Source organism: Agromyces sp. NPDC056965, assembly GCF_042673425.1.
GTDB lineage: Bacteria > Actinomycetota > Actinomycetes > Actinomycetales > Microbacteriaceae > Agromyces.
Map to the genome: position 1 here is coordinate 14,332 of NZ_JBHURI010000043.1, position 21,349 is coordinate 35,680.

The 21,349-nt window shown below is 70.1% G+C and carries 24 protein-coding genes; 14 read left to right on the forward strand and 10 right to left on the reverse strand.

The window, feature by feature from the left end; translation table 11 throughout:
* Positions 1-12: 12 nt before the first annotated feature.
* On the reverse strand, positions 13-888 hold the full coding sequence (locus ACFTQE_RS12245; RefSeq protein WP_376925331.1) for an RNA polymerase sigma-70 factor: 876 nt from the start codon (positions 886-888) through the stop codon (positions 13-15).
* On the reverse strand, positions 885-1,490 hold the full coding sequence (locus ACFTQE_RS12250) for a carboxymuconolactone decarboxylase family protein (protein WP_376925332.1): 606 nt from the start codon (positions 1,488-1,490) through the stop codon (positions 885-887). Before ACFTQE_RS12250 ends, ACFTQE_RS12245 begins: the two co-directional genes overlap by 4 nt.
* Before the next feature lie 235 nt (positions 1,491-1,725).
* Here ACFTQE_RS12250 and ACFTQE_RS12255 point away from each other — a divergent pair, with 235 nt between their 5' ends.
* The 3 genes from ACFTQE_RS12255 (at position 1,726) to ACFTQE_RS12265 (ending at position 3,376) form a co-directional block, all read left to right on the forward strand.
* Complete coding sequence (locus ACFTQE_RS12255; RefSeq protein WP_376925333.1) at positions 1,726-2,316, forward strand: hypothetical protein; 591 nt, start codon at positions 1,726-1,728, stop codon at positions 2,314-2,316.
* A complete protein-coding gene (locus ACFTQE_RS12260; protein ID WP_376925334.1) occupies positions 2,316-2,909 on the forward strand; it encodes an HAD-IA family hydrolase in 594 nt (197 codons plus the stop codon). The genes ACFTQE_RS12255 and ACFTQE_RS12260 overlap by 1 nt, the downstream gene beginning before the upstream one ends.
* 74 nt (positions 2,910-2,983) lie before the next feature.
* The gene (locus ACFTQE_RS12265; RefSeq protein ID WP_376925335.1) at positions 2,984-3,376 is read left to right on the forward strand and encodes a hypothetical protein; all 393 of its coding nucleotides are present in this window, start codon (positions 2,984-2,986) and stop codon (positions 3,374-3,376) included.
* Here the strand turns inward: ACFTQE_RS12265 and ACFTQE_RS12270 are convergent.
* Positions 3,354-4,298, reverse strand: coding sequence for a LysR family transcriptional regulator (locus tag ACFTQE_RS12270; protein WP_376925336.1), 945 nt, complete (start codon positions 4,296-4,298; stop codon positions 3,354-3,356). The two genes, ACFTQE_RS12265 and ACFTQE_RS12270, sit on opposite strands and share 23 nt — an antisense overlap.
* Before the next feature lie 72 nt (positions 4,299-4,370).
* On the opposite strand from ACFTQE_RS12270, the gene ACFTQE_RS12275 reads away from it, so the two are divergent.
* A complete protein-coding gene (locus ACFTQE_RS12275; RefSeq protein ID WP_376925337.1) occupies positions 4,371-5,312 on the forward strand; it encodes an EamA family transporter in 942 nt (313 codons plus the stop codon).
* A 29-nt stretch (positions 5,313-5,341) separates the two neighbouring features.
* On the opposite strand, the gene ACFTQE_RS12280 is transcribed toward ACFTQE_RS12275, so the two are convergent.
* Complete coding sequence (locus tag ACFTQE_RS12280) at positions 5,342-5,800, reverse strand: nitroreductase/quinone reductase family protein (RefSeq protein ID WP_376925338.1); 459 nt, start codon at positions 5,798-5,800, stop codon at positions 5,342-5,344.
* A 178-nt stretch (positions 5,801-5,978) separates the two neighbouring features.
* Here ACFTQE_RS12280 and ACFTQE_RS12285 point away from each other — a divergent pair, with 178 nt between their 5' ends.
* Positions 5,979-6,374, forward strand: coding sequence for a hypothetical protein (locus ACFTQE_RS12285; RefSeq protein ID WP_376925339.1), 396 nt, complete (start codon positions 5,979-5,981; stop codon positions 6,372-6,374).
* Between the two features lie 37 nt (positions 6,375-6,411).
* On the opposite strand, the gene ACFTQE_RS12290 is transcribed toward ACFTQE_RS12285, so the two are convergent.
* Together ACFTQE_RS12290 and ACFTQE_RS12295 are read right to left on the reverse strand one after the other, a co-directional pair.
* Positions 6,412-7,206, reverse strand: coding sequence for a DUF4239 domain-containing protein (locus tag ACFTQE_RS12290; protein ID WP_376925340.1), 795 nt, complete (start codon positions 7,204-7,206; stop codon positions 6,412-6,414).
* Between the two features lie 111 nt (positions 7,207-7,317).
* On the reverse strand, positions 7,318-8,190 hold the full coding sequence (locus ACFTQE_RS12295) for an alpha/beta fold hydrolase (protein WP_376925341.1): 873 nt from the start codon (positions 8,188-8,190) through the stop codon (positions 7,318-7,320).
* An 81-nt stretch (positions 8,191-8,271) separates the two neighbouring features.
* Here ACFTQE_RS12295 and ACFTQE_RS12300 point away from each other — a divergent pair, with 81 nt between their 5' ends.
* The 4 genes from ACFTQE_RS12300 to ACFTQE_RS12315 all read left to right on the forward strand — a co-directional run bounded on the left by ACFTQE_RS12300 (position 8,272) and on the right by ACFTQE_RS12315 (position 11,192).
* A complete protein-coding gene (locus ACFTQE_RS12300; RefSeq protein ID WP_376925342.1) occupies positions 8,272-8,826 on the forward strand; it encodes a TetR/AcrR family transcriptional regulator in 555 nt (184 codons plus the stop codon).
* Between the two features lie 108 nt (positions 8,827-8,934).
* Positions 8,935-9,534 (forward strand): dihydrofolate reductase family protein, encoded by a 600-nt coding sequence (locus tag ACFTQE_RS12305; RefSeq protein WP_376925343.1) that lies wholly within the window; start codon positions 8,935-8,937, stop codon positions 9,532-9,534.
* A gap of 54 nt (positions 9,535-9,588) precedes the next feature.
* Positions 9,589-9,918: a YciI family protein gene (locus tag ACFTQE_RS12310; protein WP_376925344.1), complete on the forward strand. Its 330-nt coding sequence runs from the start codon at positions 9,589-9,591 to the stop codon at positions 9,916-9,918.
* 41 nt (positions 9,919-9,959) lie between these two features.
* A complete protein-coding gene (locus ACFTQE_RS12315) occupies positions 9,960-11,192 on the forward strand; it encodes an RNA polymerase sigma factor (protein WP_376925345.1) in 1,233 nt (410 codons plus the stop codon).
* A 16-nt stretch (positions 11,193-11,208) separates the two neighbouring features.
* On the opposite strand, the gene ACFTQE_RS12320 is transcribed toward ACFTQE_RS12315, so the two are convergent.
* Positions 11,209-11,559, reverse strand: a complete 351-nt coding sequence (locus tag ACFTQE_RS12320) for a metallopeptidase family protein (protein WP_376925346.1) — start codon at positions 11,557-11,559, stop codon at positions 11,209-11,211.
* Positions 11,560-11,665: 106 nt separating this feature from the next.
* On the opposite strand from ACFTQE_RS12320, the gene ACFTQE_RS12325 reads away from it, so the two are divergent.
* Positions 11,666-13,003: an NERD domain-containing protein gene (locus ACFTQE_RS12325; protein ID WP_376925347.1), complete on the forward strand. Its 1,338-nt coding sequence runs from the start codon at positions 11,666-11,668 to the stop codon at positions 13,001-13,003.
* Positions 13,004-13,030: 27 nt separating this feature from the next.
* Here the strand turns inward: ACFTQE_RS12325 and ACFTQE_RS12330 are convergent, their stop codons facing one another.
* Entirely contained in the window at positions 13,031-14,221 is a 1,191-nt protein-coding gene (locus ACFTQE_RS12330) for an ROK family transcriptional regulator (RefSeq protein WP_376925348.1), read from the reverse strand.
* A gap of 193 nt (positions 14,222-14,414) precedes the next feature.
* On the opposite strand from ACFTQE_RS12330, the gene ACFTQE_RS12335 reads away from it, so the two are divergent.
* The 3 genes from ACFTQE_RS12335 (at position 14,415) to ACFTQE_RS12345 (ending at position 18,681) form a co-directional block, all read left to right on the forward strand.
* Entirely contained in the window at positions 14,415-16,772 is a 2,358-nt protein-coding gene (locus ACFTQE_RS12335; RefSeq protein WP_376925349.1) for a beta-N-acetylglucosaminidase domain-containing protein, read from the forward strand.
* Positions 16,773-16,913: 141 nt separating this feature from the next.
* Positions 16,914-17,486, forward strand: coding sequence for a dienelactone hydrolase family protein (locus ACFTQE_RS12340; RefSeq protein WP_376925350.1), 573 nt, complete (start codon positions 16,914-16,916; stop codon positions 17,484-17,486).
* Between the two features lie 19 nt (positions 17,487-17,505).
* Positions 17,506-18,681 carry a low temperature requirement protein A gene (locus ACFTQE_RS12345; protein WP_376925351.1) on the forward strand — a complete coding sequence of 392 codons (1,176 nt, stop codon included), beginning with the start codon at positions 17,506-17,508 and terminating at the stop codon, positions 18,679-18,681.
* A gap of 4 nt (positions 18,682-18,685) precedes the next feature.
* Here ACFTQE_RS12345 and ACFTQE_RS12350 read toward each other — a convergent pair whose 3' ends face one another.
* Together ACFTQE_RS12350 and ACFTQE_RS12355 are read right to left on the reverse strand one after the other, a co-directional pair.
* Positions 18,686-19,582: a TerC family protein gene (locus ACFTQE_RS12350; protein WP_376925352.1), complete on the reverse strand. Its 897-nt coding sequence runs from the start codon at positions 19,580-19,582 to the stop codon at positions 18,686-18,688.
* Positions 19,583-19,636: 54 nt separating this feature from the next.
* A complete protein-coding gene (locus tag ACFTQE_RS12355) occupies positions 19,637-20,704 on the reverse strand; it encodes a winged helix DNA-binding domain-containing protein (RefSeq protein WP_376925353.1) in 1,068 nt (355 codons plus the stop codon).
* 196 nt (positions 20,705-20,900) lie between these two features.
* On the opposite strand from ACFTQE_RS12355, the gene ACFTQE_RS12360 reads away from it, so the two are divergent.
* A complete protein-coding gene (locus ACFTQE_RS12360) occupies positions 20,901-21,323 on the forward strand; it encodes an acyl-CoA thioesterase (protein ID WP_376925354.1) in 423 nt (140 codons plus the stop codon).
* The last annotated feature ends 26 nt before the right edge of the window (positions 21,324-21,349 follow it).

A 21,349-nucleotide genomic window follows, 5' to 3' on the forward strand; every position in this document is an offset into this window, starting at 1 on the left:
GTGCTGCCCGCGCTACCGCACCAGCTGCGCCACCTCGCCGAGCCGCCCGAGCTTGTTGGGGTTCGCGATCGAGAAGATCCGCGTGATCTTGCCGCCCTCGACCTCGAAGCAGATCGCGCCGGCGAGCTCGCCGTCGACCTCGCCGCGAATCGCGGGATGCCCGTTGACCCACGTCGGCCTCGCCTCGAACGGCACCGTGAGCTTCGAGAGACCGCCGAGCAGGTAGCGGGCGATCTTGTCGGCGCCGTGGATCGGCCGGAGCGCGGCACCGCGCACGAGCCCGCCGCCGTCGGCGACGGAGACGACATCGGGTGCGAGCACGTCCATCAGCCCCTGCAGGTCGCCCGAGTTGACCGCGGTGAGAAACCTCGCGACGACCGCCTCCTGCTCGGCACGATCGACCGTGACGCGCGGGCGCCGGGCGGCGACATGATCCTTCGCCCGGTGGGCGATCTGCCGCACGGCCGCCGGCGACTTGTCGACGGCCGCCGCGATCTCGTCGTACGGCACGTCGAACACCTCCCGCAGCACGAACACCGCGCGCTCGGTCGGACCGAGCGTCTCGAGCACCGTCAGCATCGCGATCGACACGCTCTCGGCCAACTCGACGTCGTCCGCGACATCCGGACTCGTGAGCAGCGGCTCGGGCAGCCACTCCCCCACGTACGACTCGCGCCGCCGCGACATCGTGCGCAAGTGGTTCAGGGCCTGCCTGGTCACGATGCGCACGAGGTACGCGCGCGAATCGCGCACCTCGCGGCGGTCGACCTGATCCCACCGCAGCCAGGACTCCTGCAGCACGTCTTCGGCATCGGCCGCGGAGCCGAGCATCTCGTACGCGACCGTGAAGAGCAGGCCGCGGTGGGTGACGAACGGATCGTCGGTCATGAGGCCGAGCCTATGGCACCGGCCGTGGCATCCGCTTTGGTGGCGAGCGGCGGCATCTCACAAGCATCCGCATAGCCCTCGGAATGGATGCCGAGCGCCACGTTCATGCGCGAGCTCATGTTCATGAACGCGACCTTGGCGGTGAGCTCGATGAGCGCGGCCGGGCCGAGCGCGTCGAGCAGCGCGGCCGACTGCTCGTCGGTGACGGCGGGCGGGGTCTGGCTCATCGCTTCCGCGTACTCCATGACCCGACGCTCGACGGGCGTGAACACGGATGCCTCGCGCCAGTTCGGCACCTGCCGCGCCTTCTCCTCGTCGAGCCCGTCGTTGTGCGTCTTGTAGTAGTTGAAGTCGAGGCACCAGCTGCAGCCGATGTACGCCGCCGTCGCCATCACCGCGTAGCTCGCGAGGTTCTCGTCGAGCTCGTCGAGCGCATCGATCTTGCGACCGATGCCCATCGAGGCCCGCATCAGAGCGGGGTGGTGCGCGAGCACGCCCATCGAGTCGGGAACCCGGCCGATCATGCGGCGGGCGGCGACCTTCACGACCGCTCCGAAGACTCCGGTGAGCTCCGTCGGCGGGATGCGGGTCTGGGTGGTCATCTTGTCCTCCTGTGATCGTCGACGGCCCGGGTTGGTTCCCGGATGATCCGTCGACATGAAGACACCGGATGTCGCGAGGTTGTGACACATCGCCTCATGTCGGGCCGAACCGCTCCGCTGAGGCGGAACTGGCATACCGAACTCGCGAAGATGGTCGCCTCGCGCGACAGTGCCCGCTCATGCGGCTGCCGGATGGAAGGACATGCGGGTCAGCCCCGCCTCGTAGGCTGGAAGCGTGCCCCGACTTCACGCAGAGCCCGACCTCTCCAAGTGGGTGCCCATCACGGACTCCCTCGGATTCCGCGGCCGCCGCCACCGCAAGGCGGCGATCGCGATGCTGCTCTCGCAGGCCAAGGGACCGGGCGCGGCGCCGGCCGGCGCCGGCAGCGGCTTCAGCGCCTGGGCGATGAGCCAAGCGGTTCCGTTCCTGATGCGCAAGGCGGCAGGCCGCGTACTCGTCTGGGTGTGGAAGGCCGAGCCCGAACTGCTCGTCGTGATGGCGCAGGTGCAGGAGGCGACACCCCAGCTGCGGATGGCGCGGGCATCGATGCCGATCGAGTACGACGACACCGAGGAGTTCCGCGGCAACTACCTCGGCGTCGGTGAGAAGCTCGCGACGCCGCTGCCCGAGGGCGGTCGCCCGCCGTTCGCCACGTACACCTGGGATCTCGGCACGCACTTCGTGAGCGTGACGGCCGTGTGCAGCGATCGCGAACGGTTCGGCACCGTCATCGGAGCCGTCGACGACCTCGCGCGCGGCCTTCGCGTCGTCGACGATCTCACGATCGGGGAATCGGCGACCGTGCTGCGGATCGACCCCGCCTGATGATTCGCGTCGTGCTCTTCGATCTCGACGGCGTCATCCGACACTTCGACCCCGATCACCTCACCGACATCGAACGCAGGCACGGGCTCGCTGCCGGCACGATCGCCGGCATCGCCTTCGCGACACCGCTGATCGAGGAGGTCACCACCGGGCGCATCACGCGAGCCGAGTGGGTGCGCCAGGTCAGCGCTTCGGCCGGCAGCGCACCGGCCGCCGAGGAGTGGGGCGTGCAACCCTCGGTCGTCGATGAGGCGATGCTGGATCTGTCCGATGAGCTCCGCAGCATGGGCCTCACGACGGCGGTGCTCACCAACGGCACCGACACGATCCCGGCCGAGATCGCTGCGCTGGGTATCGCCGACCGGTTCGATGCGATCTTCAACTCCGCCGACATCGGCTTCGTGAAGCCCGACGTTCGCGCGTTCGAGCATGTGCTCGATGCCCTCGGGGTGACCGGCGCAGAGGTGTTCTTCACCGACGACACCGCCTCGAAACTCGTCGGCGCCGACCGTCTCTCGATGCGCACCCACGTGTTCGGCGGCGTCGACGGCCTTCGCGACCAGCTCCGGGCGGCGGGTATCGGGGTTCGATAGTCCTCGACAGCACTGACGAAGAATCCGTGGAGCGCACGGATGCCGCGGCGATCAGACTGACCTACCGTGCCGGCATGACATCTGAATCCGGCGCCGACCGCGCGCCCGAAACCCAATCGAGTCGACGTGGGCGAGTCCCGCTCTGGGCGCGCCTCGCGGTGCCCGTCGTCGCCGTCGCCGGCGTGGCCGCCCTGATCGTCGGCGTCGCGGCTGCCGGCGCGCAGCCGCCGGCGACCGTCGAGTCCATGTGCCGTTCGGCGATCGAGGCCAAGCTCGAAGTGCGCGGACACTCCGAGATCGACATCGGCAGTTCGTTGCGGGTCACCGAGGCCGACGGCGCGCAGCGCGTGTCGGGCTCCGTCGCCTCCACCGACGACTCGGGTCACGTGCGGCAGGCCGACCTCCGCTGCGTCGTGCGCGATGAAGGCGAGTCGATGCGCGTCGTCAGCGCGCGCGTGTCTCGGTGACGTCGCGGCCGGCCACGACGGCGCGCACCGCATCGAGCACGGCCTGCAGGGCGGGCGAGTCGGCCTGACTGCGGCGGTGCACCGCCGCGATGGCGCGGGTCGATGCCGGGCGCACGGTCGGGATCGCCACGAGCTCGGGATGCAGCGGCGGCCGCCCCATGCGCGGCACGAGCGCGACCCCGAGGCCCGCACGCACGAGCTCGAGGTGGTTCTCGAACTCCATCGACTCGTGCACGATGCGCGGCGCGTTCGAGACGCCGTCGAACAGTCGCCGCAACCACTGCCGGCAGATCGTCGAGTCGAACGTCGCGATCCACTCCTCGTCGGCGAGATCGACGGGGGTCAGCTCGGTGCGGCCGGCGAGCGGGTGCTCCCGGCGCAGCACGACGTCGGCGACATCCGTGAACAATGGCGTCTCGACCAGGTGGTCGGGCATCGCGAGGGCCACGCCGCCCCATCGGTGCACGATGCCGAGGTCGCGCTGACCTGATGCGACGAGCGCGATGGTCTCCCACGGCTCGCTCTCGCGGAGCGGCACCCGCAGCTCGGGATGCTCGGCGCGGAGGCGCGCGAGCACGTCGGTGAGGATGCCGCGCACCGCCGTGGAGAACGCGCCGATGCGCACCTCCCCCGTGACCCGGCGTTCGGGGTCGCCCGCGCCGCCGGAGAGGTGCAGGTCGGCCTCGATGCGCTCGAGGTCGGCGAGCACGGTCGCCGACGAGGTGACGAGCTGACGCCCGGCGTCGGTCAGCACGACACCGCGGCCCGCCCGTTCGAGCAGTGCGACGCGGGTGTCGCGCTCGAGGCGCTTGATCTGCTGCGACACCGCCGACGGCGTGAAACCGAGGGCGTCGGCCGCTGCGGCGACGCTTCCGTTCGTGGCCACGGAACGCAGCGCGACCACGGCTTCGAGATCGATCATGCAGCGATGCTACCGAATCAAGCGCAGAAATGATCGCTGGTGTTTCCGGATGCCTCGGTGTGAGATGTGATCATGACGAGACGCGACATGCTGCTGGCTGCCCTGGTGGCGACGCTCTGGGGGTTCAACTTCGTCGTCATCGACTGGGGCATGGCCGGCATCCCGCCGCTGTTCTTCGTCGCCGTGCGCTTCGCCGTCGTCGCGCTCGCGGTCGTCGTCGTGCCCCGCCCCCTCGCGAGCTGGAAGACGGTCGTCGGCATCGGGCTCTTCATGAGCCTCGGCCAGTTCGCCCTGCTGTACACGTCGATCGCGCTCGGGCTGCAGCCCGGCATCGCGGCCCTGCTGCTGCAGGCGCAGGTCGTGCTGACGGTCGTCGTCGCGGCGCTCGCCCTCCGCGAGCGCCCGAACCGCATGCAGACGATCGGCGTGCTGATCGGCACCGTCGGACTCGGTATCGTGGCACTCGGCCGCGGCGGCGACGCGCCGGCGCTCGCGGTCGTGCTGTGCCTGCTCGCCGCACTCTCGTGGGCGATCGGCAACGTCATCTCGCGCCGGGCCGGCCCGGTCGCGCCCACGAAACGCTTCGGCGCACTCTCGCTGACGGTGTGGTCGTCGCTCGTCGTGCCCCTGCCGGCCCTTGCCCTCTCGGCGATGATCGAGGGGCCGCAGGCGATCGCCGCGGGCATCGAGGCGTTCGGCTGGCGCCCGATCGTGTCGACGCTCTACACCGCGGGTCTCTGCACCCTCGTCGGCTATGCGATCTTCAACGCGCTGCTCGCGCGCAACCGCTCGGCGTCGGTCGTGCCATGGGTGCTGCTCGCGCCCGTCGTGGCGATGGCATCCGCGGCCCTGCTGCTCGGCCAGGTACCGAACCTGTGGGAGACCGTCGGCGGCCTCGTGCTCGTCGGCGGCGTCTTCATCGCGAACGCTCCGGCACGGCGTCGCGCGGGCCGTTCGGGCCGCCCAGACCCCGCGGCATCCGTGCCCGCGCCGGTCTCGACTTCCTCCGCCTGAGCGAGCGGTCGCGTCGCGTCAGACCCTGCTCAGCCCCGGCGCGGGGTCAGCCGGATCACGGGGATCACCCGATCGGTGATGCGCTCGTACTTCGCGAACCCCGGTGCCTGCGTCGTGATCCTCCGCCACGCGGTCTCGCGCTCGGCGCCGTGCAGCTGCTCGGCGGTGACCTCGATGCGACGCCCGGCGTACTCGATGCGCACCCGGTCGGGGTGGGCCGCGACGTTGTAGTACCACGAGGGATTGCGGGCGGCACCGTTCGCCGAGGCCACGATGAGCCTGAACTCGCCGCCCTCGGGGAACCAGCGCACCGGAGTCATCCGCTCTTCGCCGGTCTTCTTGCCGACCGTCACGAGCACGAGCTTGTTGCCGCTGCGGTCGCCCTTGCGACGCAGGCGCTGGGCCATCCGCAGGTTGGCCCAGCGCTCGAAGCGGTTGCGTCCGGGCTGACGGGCTCCGTGGGTTCCGTTGTGAGTGTCGAATGCCATGACGTTCGCCTCCCTGAGGTGCGATGCCTACGTCAATCATCCCGCGAACAAGCGCTTGCGACCCCGGAAATTCAGGCGGCACGGCTAGGCGACGGGCGGGCCATGCTCCGTGCCCGGCATCGTTGACGCGCCGCGCGCACGGGCGTAGACCTGAGGCATCCGAGAAGGAGGTGCCGTCATGGCGAAAGATCTCATGGTCACTCTCGAAGACCAGCCCGGTGAGGGGGCTCGACTCGGCGAGGCGCTCGGGAGGGCGGGTGTCAACATCGAGGGCCTCTGCGCGATCATGGAAGGCGGTCGGGGCGCCGTCCACATCCTCGTCGAAGACGTCGCGGGCGCCAGGGCCGCGCTCGAGGGCATCGGCATCACGGTCGACGCCGAGACCGACGTCATCGTCAGCCCGGCACTGCCCGACCCCGACATCGACACGCCGGGCGTGTTCGGCGGGATGGCGCGAGCGCTGGCCGAAGCAGGCATCAACATCTCACTCGTCTATGTGGCCGCCAGGAACCGCGTCGTGCTCGCGACGGACGACAACCAACGCGCGACGAAGCTGCTGCAGACGCTGATGTAGCGGCCCCGGCAGACGGAGTCCACGAGCGGGCGCTGCGCTACTGCCGCGCGTCGATGATCTGCTCGAGCACCCGCTCGTAGGCGCCGGGCCCGATCGAGATCGCCCCCGCGAACGGATGGTCCGTATCGGCCGTGACGAAGATGACGAGGCCGATGAACAGCGCGAGCAGGCCCGCCATGAGCAGGTGCAGGCGCTGACTCGAGACGTGGATGAACGCGATCAGCACCGCGTTGACGGCAGCACCGACCCAGATGACGACCCAGAAGAGCGGCGGCAGCGAGAGCACGGTGGCGTCGATCCGGGCTCGGCGCGACTCGATGAAGTCGTCGAAGGTGGCGAGCGCCTGCTCGAACTCCGCCTGATCGCCGCGGGTCTCGGCCTCGACGTCGTGCAGCAGTCGCTCGAACTCGTCGACCTGGACGTCGCTGGCTCCGGGGAGGTCCCCCGCCGCCTGATCGGGGAAGTCGACCTCGATGACCGCGTGCATGTACGCGTCGATCACCTGTCGCATCTCGTCGCCCTGCTCGTCGGGCAATCCGGTGGTCGCTCGATAGAGCGCGCCGATGCGACCGGCCTCCTCGATCGTGGCCTGACGGGTGGTGGCGAAGTTCTCGTAGACCGAGACCGCGACGAGCGCGAGCAGGATGCCGAAGAAGACGCCGAAGGTGCCGATGACGTGGGCGAGCGCGCGGTCCCACTCCTTCGGGTCGGTCACGAGCCGGTCGACGACCGGTCGCAGCGCGACGACGGTCAGGCAGGAGAGCACCACGAACCCGCCCACGAACAGCGGCAGCGTGATCAGGATGCTCGTTTCGTAGAACCAGTCCACCATGCTCGTTCCCCCACCCCCGTGGAGGACGGGCGACGAATGCCCGTCGATGCCGCTCAGCCTATGGAAGGGGCACGGTCGCCCGCCATCCCCAATCCGAGCTCGGGCAGGTGGTCAGGCAGCGGCCTCGGCCCCGACGAAGTGCTCGAGCACGAGGTCGGTCACGGCCTCGGGAGCGTCGTCGGTCATGTAGTGCGCCGCGCCGTCGACGAAGGCGAACTCGAAGCGATCGGCGTAGCGCGACAGGTCGCCGCTCAGCCGGCGCACGAGATCCTCGGTCCACGGGCGGTCGAGTCGCCCGAAGACGCACAGCGTCGGCGGATGCATCCGCTGCTTCTTGTAGACGCCGCGCGAGATGCGCATGAGCTCGGGAAGGATCATGCCCCGGGTCTGCTCGCGCACGGCGGCGTCGATCGCGGGGATCTGCATCGGGGCGAGATAGGCCTCGACGGTGCCGGGCGGCAGGGGCCGGGCCACGTGGGCCGGGTCGAAGAGGCCGGCGAGGGAGGCGCCGGGCCGGTGCATGACGAGCGGCGGCAGGTGCCGGAGTCCGCTCATCATCTTGGGGCTGAACGACATGAACGGCGGCGGCACCGAGAGCATGACGAACGCCTCGACGCGATCGGGGTGCGTGTAGGCGAACTGCATGCCGATGACGGCTCCGATGTCGTGGCAGACCAGTCGCACCCGGTCGAGGCCGAGCGCGGCGAGCACGGCCACGAGGTCGTGCATGCACGTCTCACGCGCGATGCCGGGGTGCTCGGCGACGGTCCAGCCGGAGCCGCGCATGTCGGGGCAGTACACGCGGTACCGCTCCCCGAGCGCCGGCGCGATCGCGCGCCACTGCCACCAGTGCTGCGGAAACCCGTGCAGCATCACGACCGGGTCGCCGTCGCTCCTGCCGGTGACGGCGACGTGCGTGGCGAGCCCCGGCGTCGTGACCGTCAGGTGTTCGAATCCGGATGCCTCGGGCATCTGCGTGTCCATGATGACCCCTTCGTCGCGGCCGATACTATGTTCGTAGTAGACCTACTATGAACATAGTAAATCGTTCGACGAGAGGTGTCCATGGCCGCGACGAAGGAACGCGCACTCGAAGCGGCGGTCGAGCTGCTCGGCACCGACGGCGTGCGGGCGCTCAGCCACGCGCGCGTCGACGAACGGGCAGGCCTCCCCGCCGGGTCGACCTCGAACTGGTTCCGCACGCGGCGCGCACTGCTCGGCGGCATCATCGACTGGATGGCCGAGCAGGAGCGAGCGGACTTCTCCCCGGCGCTGCTCGAACGGCCGACTCCTGAGACGATCATCGAAGGGCTCTGCACGGTGTTCCTCCTGGAGACCGGGCCCTTCGCAGCTCGGACCCGGGCGCGCTACGCCCTCTTCCTCGAACTCGCCGCCGACGACGAACTGCTCGCTCCGCTCAGCCGCCAGCGCCGTGAGTTCGAGCGATGGACGGATCGGCTGGTGACCGAGGCGGGCATCCCCGACCCCGTGCCCGCCGCGCGGACCATCATGGCCCTCGGCGACGGACTGGTGCTGCACCGCCTGACCGTCGACCCCGAGCTCGACGCCCGGCCCGTCATCGAGCGCGCCGTGCGTGCGCTCGCGGCATCCGTCGGATGAGCGGATGAATTCGTGAGAAGTTCTGCCCGAAGTGTCCGATCGGGCGCACGCTGTTCGTAGCACGGGTGAACGGTCGCCGCGAGGGCGACCCGGGAAGGGACCACGATCATGAAGCTGATCACCAACACCCAGATCACCGTCGACGGCGTGATGCAGGCCAACGGCGGCAACAACCCCGAGTTCGACCCCGGCTTCGAGCGCGGCGGATGGGCGCTGCCCGTCGGCGACGACGAGTCGACCGGCTACATCGGCGACTACTACCGGCGCGCCGACGCGTTCCTCTTCGGCCGGCGCACCTACGAGCTCTTCGCCGGGTACTGGGGCGTGCAGGACGACTTCGACAACCCGTTCGTGAGCTCGCTGAACTCGCGCCCGAAGTTCGTCGCGTCGAACACGATCACCGACCCGCAGTGGGCCGACACGACGGTGCTCTCCGGAGACCTCGAAGCCGCCGTGCGCGAGCTGAAGGCACGCCCGGGCGGCGAGCTGCAGGTGCACGGCAGCGGGCAGCTGATCCGCTGGCTACTCGAACGCGAGCTCGTCGACGAGATGACGCTCATCGTCTGCCCCGTGATCGTCGGTGCGGGCACCCGCCTCTTCCCCGACGAGGGCAAGGACTTCGCGCTGGAGCTGCTCGAGTCGCGCGCGTTCCCGACCGGCATCGTCGCGCAGACCTACCGCCCCTCGGGTCGCCCGCAGTACGCATAGCCGTGCCGGGCCGCGCAGGTCAGAATGTCCCTGAACCGCATGTGGAGGTATGAGATGCAGTACCTGGTTTCCGTGATCGACAACCGGACCAACTCCGGCACGGCCGAAGAGGCGCTCGCGATCGACGAGTTCAACGAGCGGCTTCGAGCGGGCGGCCACTGGGTCTTCGCCGCCGGACTGGCGGCGCCCGAGGCGTCGACGGTCATCGACGGTCGAGGCGAGGAGCCGGTGTTCTCCGACGGGCCCTTCGTCGAGTCGAAGGAGCACATGGCCGGCCTCTGGATCATCGAAGCACCCGACCTCGACGTCGCGCTCGAACTCATGGCCGCCGGGTCGAAGGCCTGCAACCGCCGGCTCGAGGTTCGGCCGATGCTCTTCGAGTGAGCGCCGGCCGAGTGAGCGCCAGCCGAGGGAGGGCCGGTCGCGTGAACCGCCTCGACGCACGCGAGGCGATCACCCGGGCGCACCACGCCGAGTGGGCCCGGGTGGTCGCCTCGCTCACCCGGCGGTTCGGCGACCTCGACATCGCCGAGGAGGCGGCCGCCGAGGCCTTCGCGAAGGCGGTCGAGCGGTGGCCGGCCGACGGCGTGCCGCCGAACCCGGGCGCCTGGCTCACGACGACCGCGAACCATTCGGCGATCGACCGCATCAGGCGCGAGCACAAGCGCACCGACAAGCACCGGGAGGCGATGATGCTGACCGACGACACCCCGCCCGAGCCGCTCGGCGCCATCGACGACGACCGGCTGCGACTGATCTTCACGTGCTGCCACCCCGCCCTCGCGATGGAGGCGCGCATCGCGCTCACGCTGCGCATGGTCGGCGGCCTGACCGTGCCCGAGATCGCCCGCGGGTTCCTCGTGCAGGAGTCGGCCATGGCCCGGCGCATCACTCGCGCGAAGGGCAAGATCGCGGCAGCCGGCATCCCCTACCGCGTGCCCGCTGCGAAGGACCTGCCCGCGCGCGTTACCGGCGTGCTCGCCGTGCTGTACCTCGTGTTCAACGAGGGCTACCTCGCGACCGGCTCCGACGCCGACCCCGTGCGCGCCGACCTGACCGCCGAGGCGATCCGGCTCACGCGCCTGATCCGCGCGCTGCTGCCCGACGACGGCGAGGTGGCGGGCCTCCTGGCGCTCATGCTGCTCATCGAGGGCCGTCGCCCCGCTCGCGTCTCGGCGCAGGGCGAGCTCGTCGCCCTCGGCGACCAGGACCGCGAGCTCTGGAACACCGCGCTGATCGACGAGGGCCATCGACTCGTGCGCGAGCGACTGGCATCCGGAATCGCACCTGGCCGCTACCAATTGCTCGCGGCCGTCAACGCCGTGCACACCGACGCGCGCGACGCCGACGACACCGACTGGGGGCAGGTCGTCGCGCTCTACGACCAGTTGGTGCGGCAGGACCCCTCGCCGATCGTCGCCCTCAACCGCGCGATCGCGGTCGCAGAGGTCGACGGGCCGGATGCCGCGCTGCCGATCATCGACCGCCTCGATGGCGCGCTGCACGGGTATCACGCGTTCCACGCCTCCCGGGCCGAACTGCTGCGACGGCTCGGCCGACGCGACGAGGCGCTCGCAGCGTACGACCTGGCCATCGCCCTCGCCGGCAACAGCGCTGAGCGCGCCCACCTGTCACGCCGTCGCGACGAGCTCGCCTGAGCCGGGCGACCGCCGCCTACGCCCAGCCGAGCTCGCGGAGCTTCGCGTCGTCGAGCCCGAAGTAGTGGCCGATCTCGTGCACGAGCGTGATGCGCACGCGCGTGCGCAGCGATTCGAGGTCGGAGCTGTGCTCCTGCATGTTGTTCTGGAACAGCGTGATGCGGTCGGGGAGCTCCCCGAAGCCGTAGACGCCTCGCGTCTTCAGCGGGCGCCCGCTGTACAGCCCGAACAGGCGCGGCCGCTGATCGAGCGGCTGGTTCTCGATCAGGATCGCGACGTTCTCGACGCCGCGCAGCATCTCGTCGGGCAGCGCATCGAACACCTCGCCGACCATGCGCTCGAAGTCCTCATCGGAGATCTCGACCATGCTCCCATTGTGCTCGCTCCCCACGTCGTTGCGGCCGTGCATCGTCCCCGAGCGGCCCGCGCACTGGGGGCATCGGAGCACCGTCTCCGATCTGTAGCGTGAGCGCGTGACATCCGGTTCCACTGGCATCGCCGACGGTGCCCCTGCAGCGACGCCGCCCCCTCGGCCGCCTCGCGGATGGTACCGAGATCAGGCGGATGCCACGCAGTGGCGATTCTGGACGGGCGCCGCGTGGACCGAGCACCGGCATGCGCGCGACGCGCAGCACACCGCCGACTTCCTCCCCGAGGGCCCGACGACGAGCGCCGCCCCGGTCGACCTCCGCGGTCGCGTGCCGGCGCACTCGGTGATCGAGAAGCTGATCGAGCTCGACGGCGCAGGGCTCCACGCCGAGCAGTACTCCTGGCACTCGGGCGCGATCGGCGAACGATACGTCGCCGAGCTGCTGAGCCGGCTCGGGCCCGAATGGACGGTGCTCCACTCCGTACCGGTGGGCGTCGACGGCAGCGACATCGACCACGTGCTGATCGGGCCGCCCGGCGTCTTCACAATCAACACGAAGCACCACCCCGGCGGGCGGGTCTGGGTCGCCGGCCGCGGGTTGCGCGTCAACAATCAGCCGAAGCACTACCTCTCGAACGCGGCGCACGAAGCGGCCCGCGCCGAGCGCCTGCTCTCGAGGGCGAGCGGCCTGTCGGTCGAGGTGGTGGGCATCATCGTGATCGTCGGCGCGAGCGTCACCGTCAAGGCGCCACCGCACAGCGACTCCGCGCAGATCGGCGTCATCCCCGCAGCCGCCCTGCTGCAGACGGTGCAGGTGCGCCGGGCGTACAGCGACGAGCAGCTCGCGCGCATCGTCGCGGCGGCCGTGCGACCCGAAACCTGGAGTTCCGCACGCCCGAAGCGATCCGCGGACCCGGCGTCACTGCTCGCGGAGTTCGAACGCATCGATCTGCGCCTCCGGTCGCAGCCGCGCTCCGCGCCCACCGGTCGTGCCGCTCCGCGGTCGACTGTCCGACGCCGTCGGAGCTTCGGCGAGGTCGTGCTCAGGTTCCTTACGGTCGGCGCCGTCGTGGTCGGAACCTGGTGGATCCTCTCCACGGCGGTGCCGCTCGTGCTCCAGAACTTCGCGGCCTCGAGCCAGGTAGGAACTGCCGAACGGGCGGAGCTGGCGGCCCTGACCGCGTCGGCGTCAGCCGCGGCATCCGCTCTCGATGAGATCGCAGCGGGCGGCGCTCGCCCGGCCGCGTTGACGATCACGCCCGGCGATGCCCTGCTGTTGACGGACACGGGCGCGACGGTGGCAGACCTCCCCGACGGCACGACCGGCAGCTACACGGTGAGCCCTGACGGCCTGTCGTACACGCTGACCCTGACGGCGCCCTCCACCGGCGCCACGGTGACCGTGACGCCGGAGCTCGGCGTCGTCGCGAACGACGGGTGAGCGGGCGGACGAGCGGGCGCGACCGGTTCAACGCCCCTGGACGAGCGGCAGTGCGTCGCCGAGCACGGGTGCGAGCGCGAACCTCGCGGGCCCGAGGTACCGGCTGAGTTCGGGGCGGCCGTAGCGGATCGGCACCTGCGTCGTTCCCTTGGCCGGGTACATCTCGTACTCGTCGCGAAGGGTCCCGAGGAAGTGGGGGCCGAGCGCCGGAGCCGCGCCCGCGATGACGATCTCCTCGGGGTCGAGCAGGGCCGAGCTGATGCGCAGGGCACGCGCGAGCGCCCGTGCTCCGAAACCCATGCGCTCCCGCGCCTCGGCGGTCGATGCGAGCAGGCTCGTGTCGTGATCGTCGAGCTCGTCGGTGTACGAGTCGCCGAGCATCGCACTCATCGAGGTGGCCGACTCGAGGCATCCCGACAGGCCGCATCGGCACCTCGTGCGCTCGCCCTCATAGATCACGCGAACGTGCCCGATCTCACCGGCCCGGCCGGTCGCCCCCGACATGAGCGAGCCGCCGTTCGTGATCGCGGCGCCGACTCCCTCGCCGAGGTGCACCACGAGTCGAATCGCCCGGTCGTCGGCGTCGACGGCCTCGGTGAGCGCCTCGGCGTCGACGTCGTTCACGACGGAGGTCGGCGCGCCGATGGCCTCCTCCAGGATGTCGGCGAGCGGGACGTTCCGCCAGCCGAGCTGCACGCTGTCGACGACGACCCCGTCGGCCGTGACGCCGGGCACCTGCACGCACGCGGCGAGCACCTGCGGCTCGAATCCCGTGGTGAGGTCGCGAATCGCGTCGACGACGGTCGAGACCTCCATGCCGCCCGTGACATCCCGACGCCGGCTCGCGACGGTGTTGCCCGCGAGGTCGACGAGTGCGGTGTCGATCGCGCGCGTGCGCACCACCGCGACCACGATGAGGTACGCGTCGCTCTGGATCTCGAGCCGGGTGGCCCGCTTGCCGCCGGTGCTCTCGGCGCGACCGGTCTCGACGACGAGGCCGAGCGCGATCAGCTCCGCGACGAGCGACGACGCGGTCGCCGAGGTGAGCCCGGTGCGCCGTGCGATGACCGCCCGCGTGACCGGCGCGGGCTCCCGTGCGATGAGGCCGAGTGCTCGCAGCAGGTGCTCGCGCCGGATGCCCGTCTGCGCCTCGAACTGGCCGGTGCGCGCGAATCTGCGCAGCAGGTCGGACTTGCGCTGCAGGTCGGCGGTGCTCACTCTCATCGTCTCCTCGCTCGTGCCGGCGGTCGCGGATGCCTGTGCCTGCACGAAGACATCTTGCCCCTTGACGCTCGGACTTGGGATCCCATAGGTTCGGGACTACTTAGTTTACTCAGTCAACAAAGTGAGTGCCGAACGGATCACGGCGCCGCCGTTGACGACAGCTTCGTCGAGACAGTTGGAGGCAATGATGCAGTCAATTCGCAAGACGCTCGCCACGGTGGGAATCTCCGCCGTCGCCCTCGCCGGGATGCTCACGCCGCTCTCGGCGTCGGCAGCACCACCATCGGGGCCACTGCCGACGGTGAGCCCGACGCCCCAGTCGATGACCCGCGCCGGCTCCGACATCAACGTGCCGGGACGCGCCGAGATCGTCGTCGATGACAACACGGATGCCGCGGCGCTCGCCGAACTGCGCGAGACCCTCAGCGAGCACGGCGTCGACCGCATCGACGAGCGCACGAAGGCGACGGGCAAGGCGAAGCTCACGATCAGGCTCGGCGCCGCCTCGAGGGCCGACATCGACGCCGCACTCGGCGACACGGAGGCTCCGTCGCACGCCGAGGGCTACGCGATCCGCGCCGCCACCACGAAGGGGCCGCACGGCGACATCGCGCTGGGCGGCGTCGACGCTGCCGGCCAGTACTACGCCGTCAAGACCTTCGACCAGCTGTTCGTGCCGAAGAAGGAGAACAAGTTCCGCATCGCCGGCGCCTCGATCAGCGACTTCCCCTCGATGCCGCTCCGCGGCACGATCGAGGGCTTCTACGGTGAGCCGTGGTCGCATGAGGAACGGCTCGACCAGCTCGAGTTCTACGGCGACGTCAAGGCGAACACCTACATCTACGCGCCGAAGGACGACCCGTACCACCGCGATCGCTGGCGCGACCCCTACCCCGCCGACAAGCTCGCGGAGCTCGGCGACCTCGTGACGACGGCGACCGACAACCACGTGCGCTTCACCTTCGCGCTCTCGCCTGGAAACAGCGTCTGCTACTCGAGCGACGGCGACTACCAGGCGCTCGTGGCGAAGCTGCAGCAGATGTACGACCTCGGTGTGCGGGCCTTCAACATCCCGCTCGACGACATCGACTACGGTCGCTGGCACTGCGACGGCGACCGCACGACGTTCGGCGCACCGAGTGCCCGCACGGCCGGCGTCGCGCAGGCCGCGTTCCTCGACCGCGTGCAGAAGGAGTTCGTCGAGACGCACGACGGCGTGCACCCGCTGCAGATGGTGCCGACCGAGTACTCGAACACCGCCGACTCCGGCTACAAGACCGCGCTCCGCACGATGGACGAGGACGTCGTCGTCATGTGGACCGGCGAAGGCGTCGTGCCGCAGTCGGTGACGGTCGCACAGGCGACGCAGGCCGCCACGGTGTTCGGCGGCCCGACGTTCCTGTGGGACAACTATCCGGTCAACGACTTCGGCAACACCTCGGGCCGACTGCTCATGGCGCCGTACGACAAGCGCGAGGCCGGCCTCGGCGAGTACCTCGCGGGCATCGTCTCGAACCCGATGAACCAGGCCGCGGCCAGCAAGATCGCGATCTTCGGCGTCGCCGACTTCACCTGGAAAGACGAGGCGTACGACGCAGGGCACAACTGGACAGAGGCTCTCTCGTACATTGCGAACGAGGATGCCTCGACGGCCGCTGCGCTCCGCGTCTTCGCCGACCTGAACCACCTCGCACCGACCTTCGGGGCGCCGTGGCAGCCGCAGGCCCCCGAGCTCTCGGCTCGCATCGCGGAGTTCTGGGAGACCTGGAGCGCCGGCGACAAGGCCGGCGCCGTGGCCGAGCTGCGCAGCTACGCGCAGTCCATCGCCGACGCCCCCGAGGCGATCCGCACGGGCAGCACCGATCCGGCGTTCGTGTCGGACTCGAGCCCGTGGCTCGACGCTGCAGCCCTGTGGGGTCGGTCGACCGTCGAGCTCCTCGACGCGGTGCAGGCACGGATCGACGGCGACCAGGCGGCATCCGACGCCCTCGCCGCCTCGGCGAAGGCCACGGCCGCGCAGGCCGCGGCCGTCGTCGTCGACCCGCCCGACAACGCGTGGGGCGCGGCGAAGGTGCGGATCGCCGACGGCGTGCTCGACGCCTTCCAGGGCCGCATCGGGTTCACGCTCGCGATGTGGGACGCGGGCGATGTCGTCAACGTCGCGCCGAGCGGCACGGCGACCGCGTCGAGCACCGAGGTGCCGCAGTTCGGCGCCGAGAAGGTCAACGACGACAATCCCTCGACGCGCTGGGCCTCCGGCTACAGCGACGACTCGTGGGTGCAGGTGAAGCTCGCCGAGCCGACGGTCGTGCGCGGCATCACACTCAACTGGGAGTCGGCGTGCGCCAACGCCTACGAGCTGCAGACGTCGACCGACGGCACGACGTGGACGACCATCCGCACGGTCGACGACTCGACCTGCGCGCTCGACGTCTCCACCTTCGCCGAGAGCGAGCCCGTGCAGTACGTGCGCATGCAGGGCATCGACCGCAAGACCACGTGGGGCTACTCGATCTACGAGATCGGCGTCTACGCGGCAGGCTGATCCTCGATCCGTCGAAACACCGGGTGCCCTCCCGCTCGCACCGAGCGGGAGGGCACCCGTTCCGTTGCACGGTCGACATCGTCGGAGGGTGCGAGTAACTTCGCGTTCGGAATCGCCAGGAACACGACGAACGGGGAATCGATGTCAGAAGTGCTGCTCTTCCACCACTCGCTCGGCCCGACCGAGGGCCTGTACGCCTTCGCCGCCGAGCTCCGAGAGGCCGGCCACACCGTGCACACGCCCGATCTCTTCGACGGGCGCACCTTCGCGACGATCGACGAGGGCGTCGCGTACGCGCGCGAGGTCGGCTGGGAGGAGATCATGGCCCGCGGCGAGCGGGCAGCCGCGGAGCTGCCGAACGAGGTCGTCTACGGCGGCTTCTCGCTCGGCGTCGTGCCTGCGCAGAAGCTCGCCCAGACCCGTGCCGGCGCGCGAGGTGCGTTGTTCTTCTACTCGTGCCTGCCCGTCTCCGAGTTCGGCGCCTGGCCGGCCGGCGTGCCCGCGCAGATCCACGGCGCCGACGCCGACCCGATCTTCATCGACGAGGGCGACCTCGATGCGGCCCGCGAGTTCGTCGCCTCGGCCGACGACGCCGAGCTCTTCCTCTACCCCGGCGACCAGCACTACTTCGCCGACTCCAGCCTGCCGAGCTACGACGCGGCAGCGGCCCGGCTCCTGACCGAGCGCGTGCTCGAGTTCCTCGCGCGGGTCTGACCGGCGACAAGGGGCTCACGTGAGCACCGAGGCATCCGAGCGGTTCGCGGCCACCGACCGCGACCCGTCGCGTGCGCACTGGATGGAGCTGTTCTTCGATCTCATCTTCGTGGCGCTCGTCGGGCAGCTCGCCCACCCGCTGCATGAGCATCCCTCGGCCGCCGGCCTGTTGCTGTTCACCGTGCTGTTCGCCTCGGTGTGGTGGTCGTGGGTCAACCTGACCTTCACCGTGAACGTGATGCCGTGGCTCAGCCGTCGGCAGCTCGCCCTGGTGATGCTCGCCGCGATGTTCGCGGTCGGAGCCATCGCGGTCGCCGCCCCCGAGGCGACGGGCGAGCGGGCCTGGCTCTTCGCCGCGGGCAACGCGGCGCTCCGGCTCGTGCTGCTCGGCCTCTGGGTGGCGCAGTCATGGAGCATCGGCGCGGCGTCACGCACCCGCCTGCTCGTCTACAACGGCGCAACGGCGGTGCTCTGGTTCGTCTCGATCTGGCTGCCGAGCCCATGGATGTTCGCGCTCTGGGGTCTCAGCATCGTCGTCGAGGTGACGCTGCTCGTCACCTCGAGCAGCAGTTGGGCGGCACGCGTGCTGCCGCGCATGAACACCGAGCATCTTGCGGAGCGGTTCGGACTGCTCGTGGTCATCGTGCTCGGCGAATCGGTGCTCTCGACCGTCGGCGCCCTCAACGAGAGCTGGAACCTCCCCTCGGGCGTCGTGGGCATGCTCGGCCTCGGCGTGATCTCACTGCTCGCCTGGTCGTTCTTCATGTACGGCACCGACGCGATGCGCGTCGGGCTCGAAGCGCTGCGCGCCGCCGGCGACTACCGGGCGATCCGCGACACCGTGGCGTTCCTGCCGTTCCTCATCGTCGTCGGGGTGACCGCGATCTCGGGTGCCCTCGACAGTGCGATCCAACACCCCGACGAACCGCTCCCCCAGGCATCGGCGATCGCCCTCTGCGGAGGCATCGCGGTCTTCTACGCGACGAACGCGGCCATCTCGCTGCGCTTCGGTCGGCCGCTCCGGGCCGTGCTCGGCTGGGCGATCCCGGCCCTGCTGCTGACGGTCGCACTCGCGCTGGCGACCGCGGTGATCGATGCGGCGCTCGCGATCGCCGGCGCGGTGATCGTGCTCGTCGTCATCGTCGCGACCAGCGAGATCACCAATCGGCGGAAGCTCCGCGCCGACGCCCGCTGACTCGTCACCCGAGTCCGGCGCGCTCCTCCGCGGCATCCGCCTCGCCTTCGACCGGTCGGCTCGACAGGCCGACCGAACCCGCCCCCTCGCCCCGCGACAGCGCGGCCGACACCGCGACCGACTCGTCGACGTCGGGGTACTGCGGGCGCAGCTGCACGGCCTCCTGGCGGCGCTGCTCGCGCTTCGCCTTGCGCGCGGAGGCGACGAGGTTCAGCGCCTCGACGAGGATGGCGAACGCCATCGGCGCGTAGATGAGGGCCTTGTCGATGTGCACGCCGAAGCCCTCGGCGATGAGGAACACGCCGATGAGCAGCAGGAACGACAGCGCGAGCATCTTCACCGTCGGGTGCTGGTTGACGAACGCGAAGATGAAGCGCGACGCGAAGAGCATGATGCCGAACGAGAGCACGACGACCGTGACGATGACGACGAGGTTCTCGGTCATGCCGACGGCCGTGATGACCGAGTCGAGCGAGAACACGATGTCGAGCGCGAGGATCTGCAGGAGCACCGAGCTGAAGGTGATGCGCTTCGGCGCCGCGCCGCCGTGCTCCTCTTCGGCGCCCTCGAGCTTGTGGTGGATCTCGGTGACCGCCTTGTAGACGAGGAACAGGCCACCCGCGATGAGGATGAAGTCCTTGATCGAGAAGCCCATGCCGAACCAGACGACGACGTCTTCCTTGAGCGTGATGATCCACCCGGCGAAGAACACGAGCACGACGCGGATCACCATGGCCAGCGTGAGGCCGAGGTTGCGGGCCCGGGCCTGCTGCTCCTTCGGAAGCTTCGACGCGAGGATCGAGATGAAGATGACGTTGTCGACGCCGAGCACGACCTCGAGCACGAACAGCGTCACGAAGACGGCGATGAGGTCAGGAGTGAAGGCGAAGGAGAAGTCCACCCGCTCATGCTAGAGGGCAGGTGCGAACGGATGCCTCCGGCTTTCGGGATGCCGTCAGCTGTCGCGGAGCTGCACCCTCGCCTCGAGCCCGAGGAACTCGCCGTACCGCGCCGCGGCATCGTCGATGGCCACGACCTCGCGCTTCGACAGCGTGCGATGCGGATGCACCGCGAAGGTCACCGCCTTCGCCGTCACGGTGCGCTTCATGCCGGCGACGAGCTGCGCGTCGACGAGCGCCATGCCGATCGCCGTCTCGCGCGCCCTCGGCACGACGCCGTCGGCGTCGATCGCCCAGCGCGAGTCCTGGTAGCCGCGGTACATCTCGTCGAGCACCTGGAGTAGGTGGCCGGCGGGCGCCGCAGCGGTCGGAGCCTCGCCGGGCGCGTGCAGGAAGGTGCGTCCGTCGTGCTCGAACGAGTCGAGCCGGTCGCCGGCTGCGGCGATGCCGCGACGCACATCGGTCACGGTGAGGGTGGCCCAGTACGCGAGGTCGCGATCGGTGGCCGGGCCGTGCGAGGTGAAGTAGCGGAGGGCGAGCTCGGCGAGCGCCTCGTCGCGATCGAGACGGCGCGGGCCGGGCACCCGATCGGCGAATCGCGCATAGGTGTGCTCGCCGTCGCGCGGTGCACCGCTGCACACGATGCTCTGCACCTCGAGCAGGCCGAGCAGGAGCATGAGCTGTTGGCCCGTGAGCTGCTCGCCGCGGTCGGCGAGTCCGTCGGCGATATCGCCGCGCGTGCGGTCGGGCGCCTCGGCGAGCATCGCCTCGATGGCGTCGCCGAGCGATCCCAATCGGCCCGCGAGCGGCTGCAACTGCTGCGCGAAGATCGGCAGCACGCGCGGCGCGGTGAGTTCCTGCAGCCAGAGCGCATCATCGGCGTGCACGTAGTGCCAGGTCGAGCGCAGCACGTGGATGCGGAGCACTCGTCCATCGGCCGGCGCGTCGGCCAGGTCGCCCTGCCGCGGCGAGGAGGTGCGCGTTGCGACCGCCCATGCCGATTGCGACGCGTTCTCGGCCTGCACCGCGGTCAGGGCGCGCACCACGTCTTCGGCGGTCGAGACGGGTGCGGCGAGCAGTTGCGAGTGCAGTCGCCATCGGGCGAGGTCGCGGTCGGTGATCACCACTGCAGCGTATGTGCGACGCGCACCGGGTTCCAGAGCGATCCACGGCGCTTCGGTACTTCGGTACTTCGGTACCGCCTCCCGACACGCACACCGCTGCGCGACGCGGCCACCACGGCGGCTGCCGTGGTGGCCGCACGCGCCGCATCGGCGTAGCCTGTGCGGCGATCCGCCCACGAGCACTGGGGAGGGCCCGATGACGAGAACACCGGTCGTCTACGAGACCACGCACCGCATCGCCTTCTCGGAGCTCGATCCGTTCGAGCACGTGAGCACCGGCAATTACGCCAGGTACTTCACCGACCACCGCATGGAAGGGCTGGCGAGATACGCCGGCTGGGATCTGCCCACCCTCGGCTCGCTCGGCTTCATGACATGGGTGCGGCGCATGGAGATCGACTTCATCAGGCCGGTGACCGCCGACCAGGAGGTCTCGATCACCTCGTTCGTGCGCGAGTTCCTGGGCCCCGACGCCATGATCGAGTGCACGATGACGGATGCCGCGGGCACGACGGTCTCGACGTGCCTCATGGTCGTGGCCCACGTCGACGCCCGCACGCGGCGGGCCACGGACTGGCCCGGCGAGCTCCAGGCGCTCTTCTTCGAGCCCGGCGACTGACGCTCTCACGCGACTGACGCTCGCTC

Bases quoted from the DNA above. Each gene is read 5' to 3' on its own strand.
- ACFTQE_RS12245 (WP_376925331.1), bottom strand. From the start codon at position 888: ATGACCGACGATCCGTTCGTCACCCACCGCGGCCTGCTCTTCACGGTC.
- ACFTQE_RS12250 (WP_376925332.1), bottom strand. From the start codon at position 1,490: ATGACCACCCAGACCCGCATCCCGCCGACGGAGCTCACCGGAGTCTTC.
- ACFTQE_RS12260 (WP_376925334.1), top strand. From the start codon at position 2,316: ATGATTCGCGTCGTGCTCTTCGATCTCGACGGCGTCATCCGACACTTC.
- ACFTQE_RS12265 (WP_376925335.1), top strand. From the start codon at position 2,984: ATGACATCTGAATCCGGCGCCGACCGCGCGCCCGAAACCCAATCGAGT.
- ACFTQE_RS12270 (WP_376925336.1), bottom strand. From the start codon at position 4,298: ATGATCGATCTCGAAGCCGTGGTCGCGCTGCGTTCCGTGGCCACGAAC.
- ACFTQE_RS12275 (WP_376925337.1), top strand. From the start codon at position 4,371: ATGACGAGACGCGACATGCTGCTGGCTGCCCTGGTGGCGACGCTCTGG.
- ACFTQE_RS12280 (WP_376925338.1), bottom strand. From the start codon at position 5,800: ATGGCATTCGACACTCACAACGGAACCCACGGAGCCCGTCAGCCCGGA.
- ACFTQE_RS12285 (WP_376925339.1), top strand. From the start codon at position 5,979: ATGGCGAAAGATCTCATGGTCACTCTCGAAGACCAGCCCGGTGAGGGG.
- ACFTQE_RS12290 (WP_376925340.1), bottom strand. From the start codon at position 7,206: ATGGTGGACTGGTTCTACGAAACGAGCATCCTGATCACGCTGCCGCTG.
- ACFTQE_RS12295 (WP_376925341.1), bottom strand. From the start codon at position 8,190: ATGGACACGCAGATGCCCGAGGCATCCGGATTCGAACACCTGACGGTC.
- ACFTQE_RS12300 (WP_376925342.1), top strand. From the start codon at position 8,272: ATGGCCGCGACGAAGGAACGCGCACTCGAAGCGGCGGTCGAGCTGCTC.
- ACFTQE_RS12305 (WP_376925343.1), top strand. From the start codon at position 8,935: ATGAAGCTGATCACCAACACCCAGATCACCGTCGACGGCGTGATGCAG.
- ACFTQE_RS12310 (WP_376925344.1), top strand. From the start codon at position 9,589: ATGCAGTACCTGGTTTCCGTGATCGACAACCGGACCAACTCCGGCACG.
- ACFTQE_RS12320 (WP_376925346.1), bottom strand. From the start codon at position 11,559: ATGGTCGAGATCTCCGATGAGGACTTCGAGCGCATGGTCGGCGAGGTG.
- ACFTQE_RS12335 (WP_376925349.1), top strand. From the start codon at position 14,415: ATGCAGTCAATTCGCAAGACGCTCGCCACGGTGGGAATCTCCGCCGTC.
- ACFTQE_RS12340 (WP_376925350.1), top strand. From the start codon at position 16,914: ATGTCAGAAGTGCTGCTCTTCCACCACTCGCTCGGCCCGACCGAGGGC.
- ACFTQE_RS12360 (WP_376925354.1), top strand. From the start codon at position 20,901: ATGACGAGAACACCGGTCGTCTACGAGACCACGCACCGCATCGCCTTC.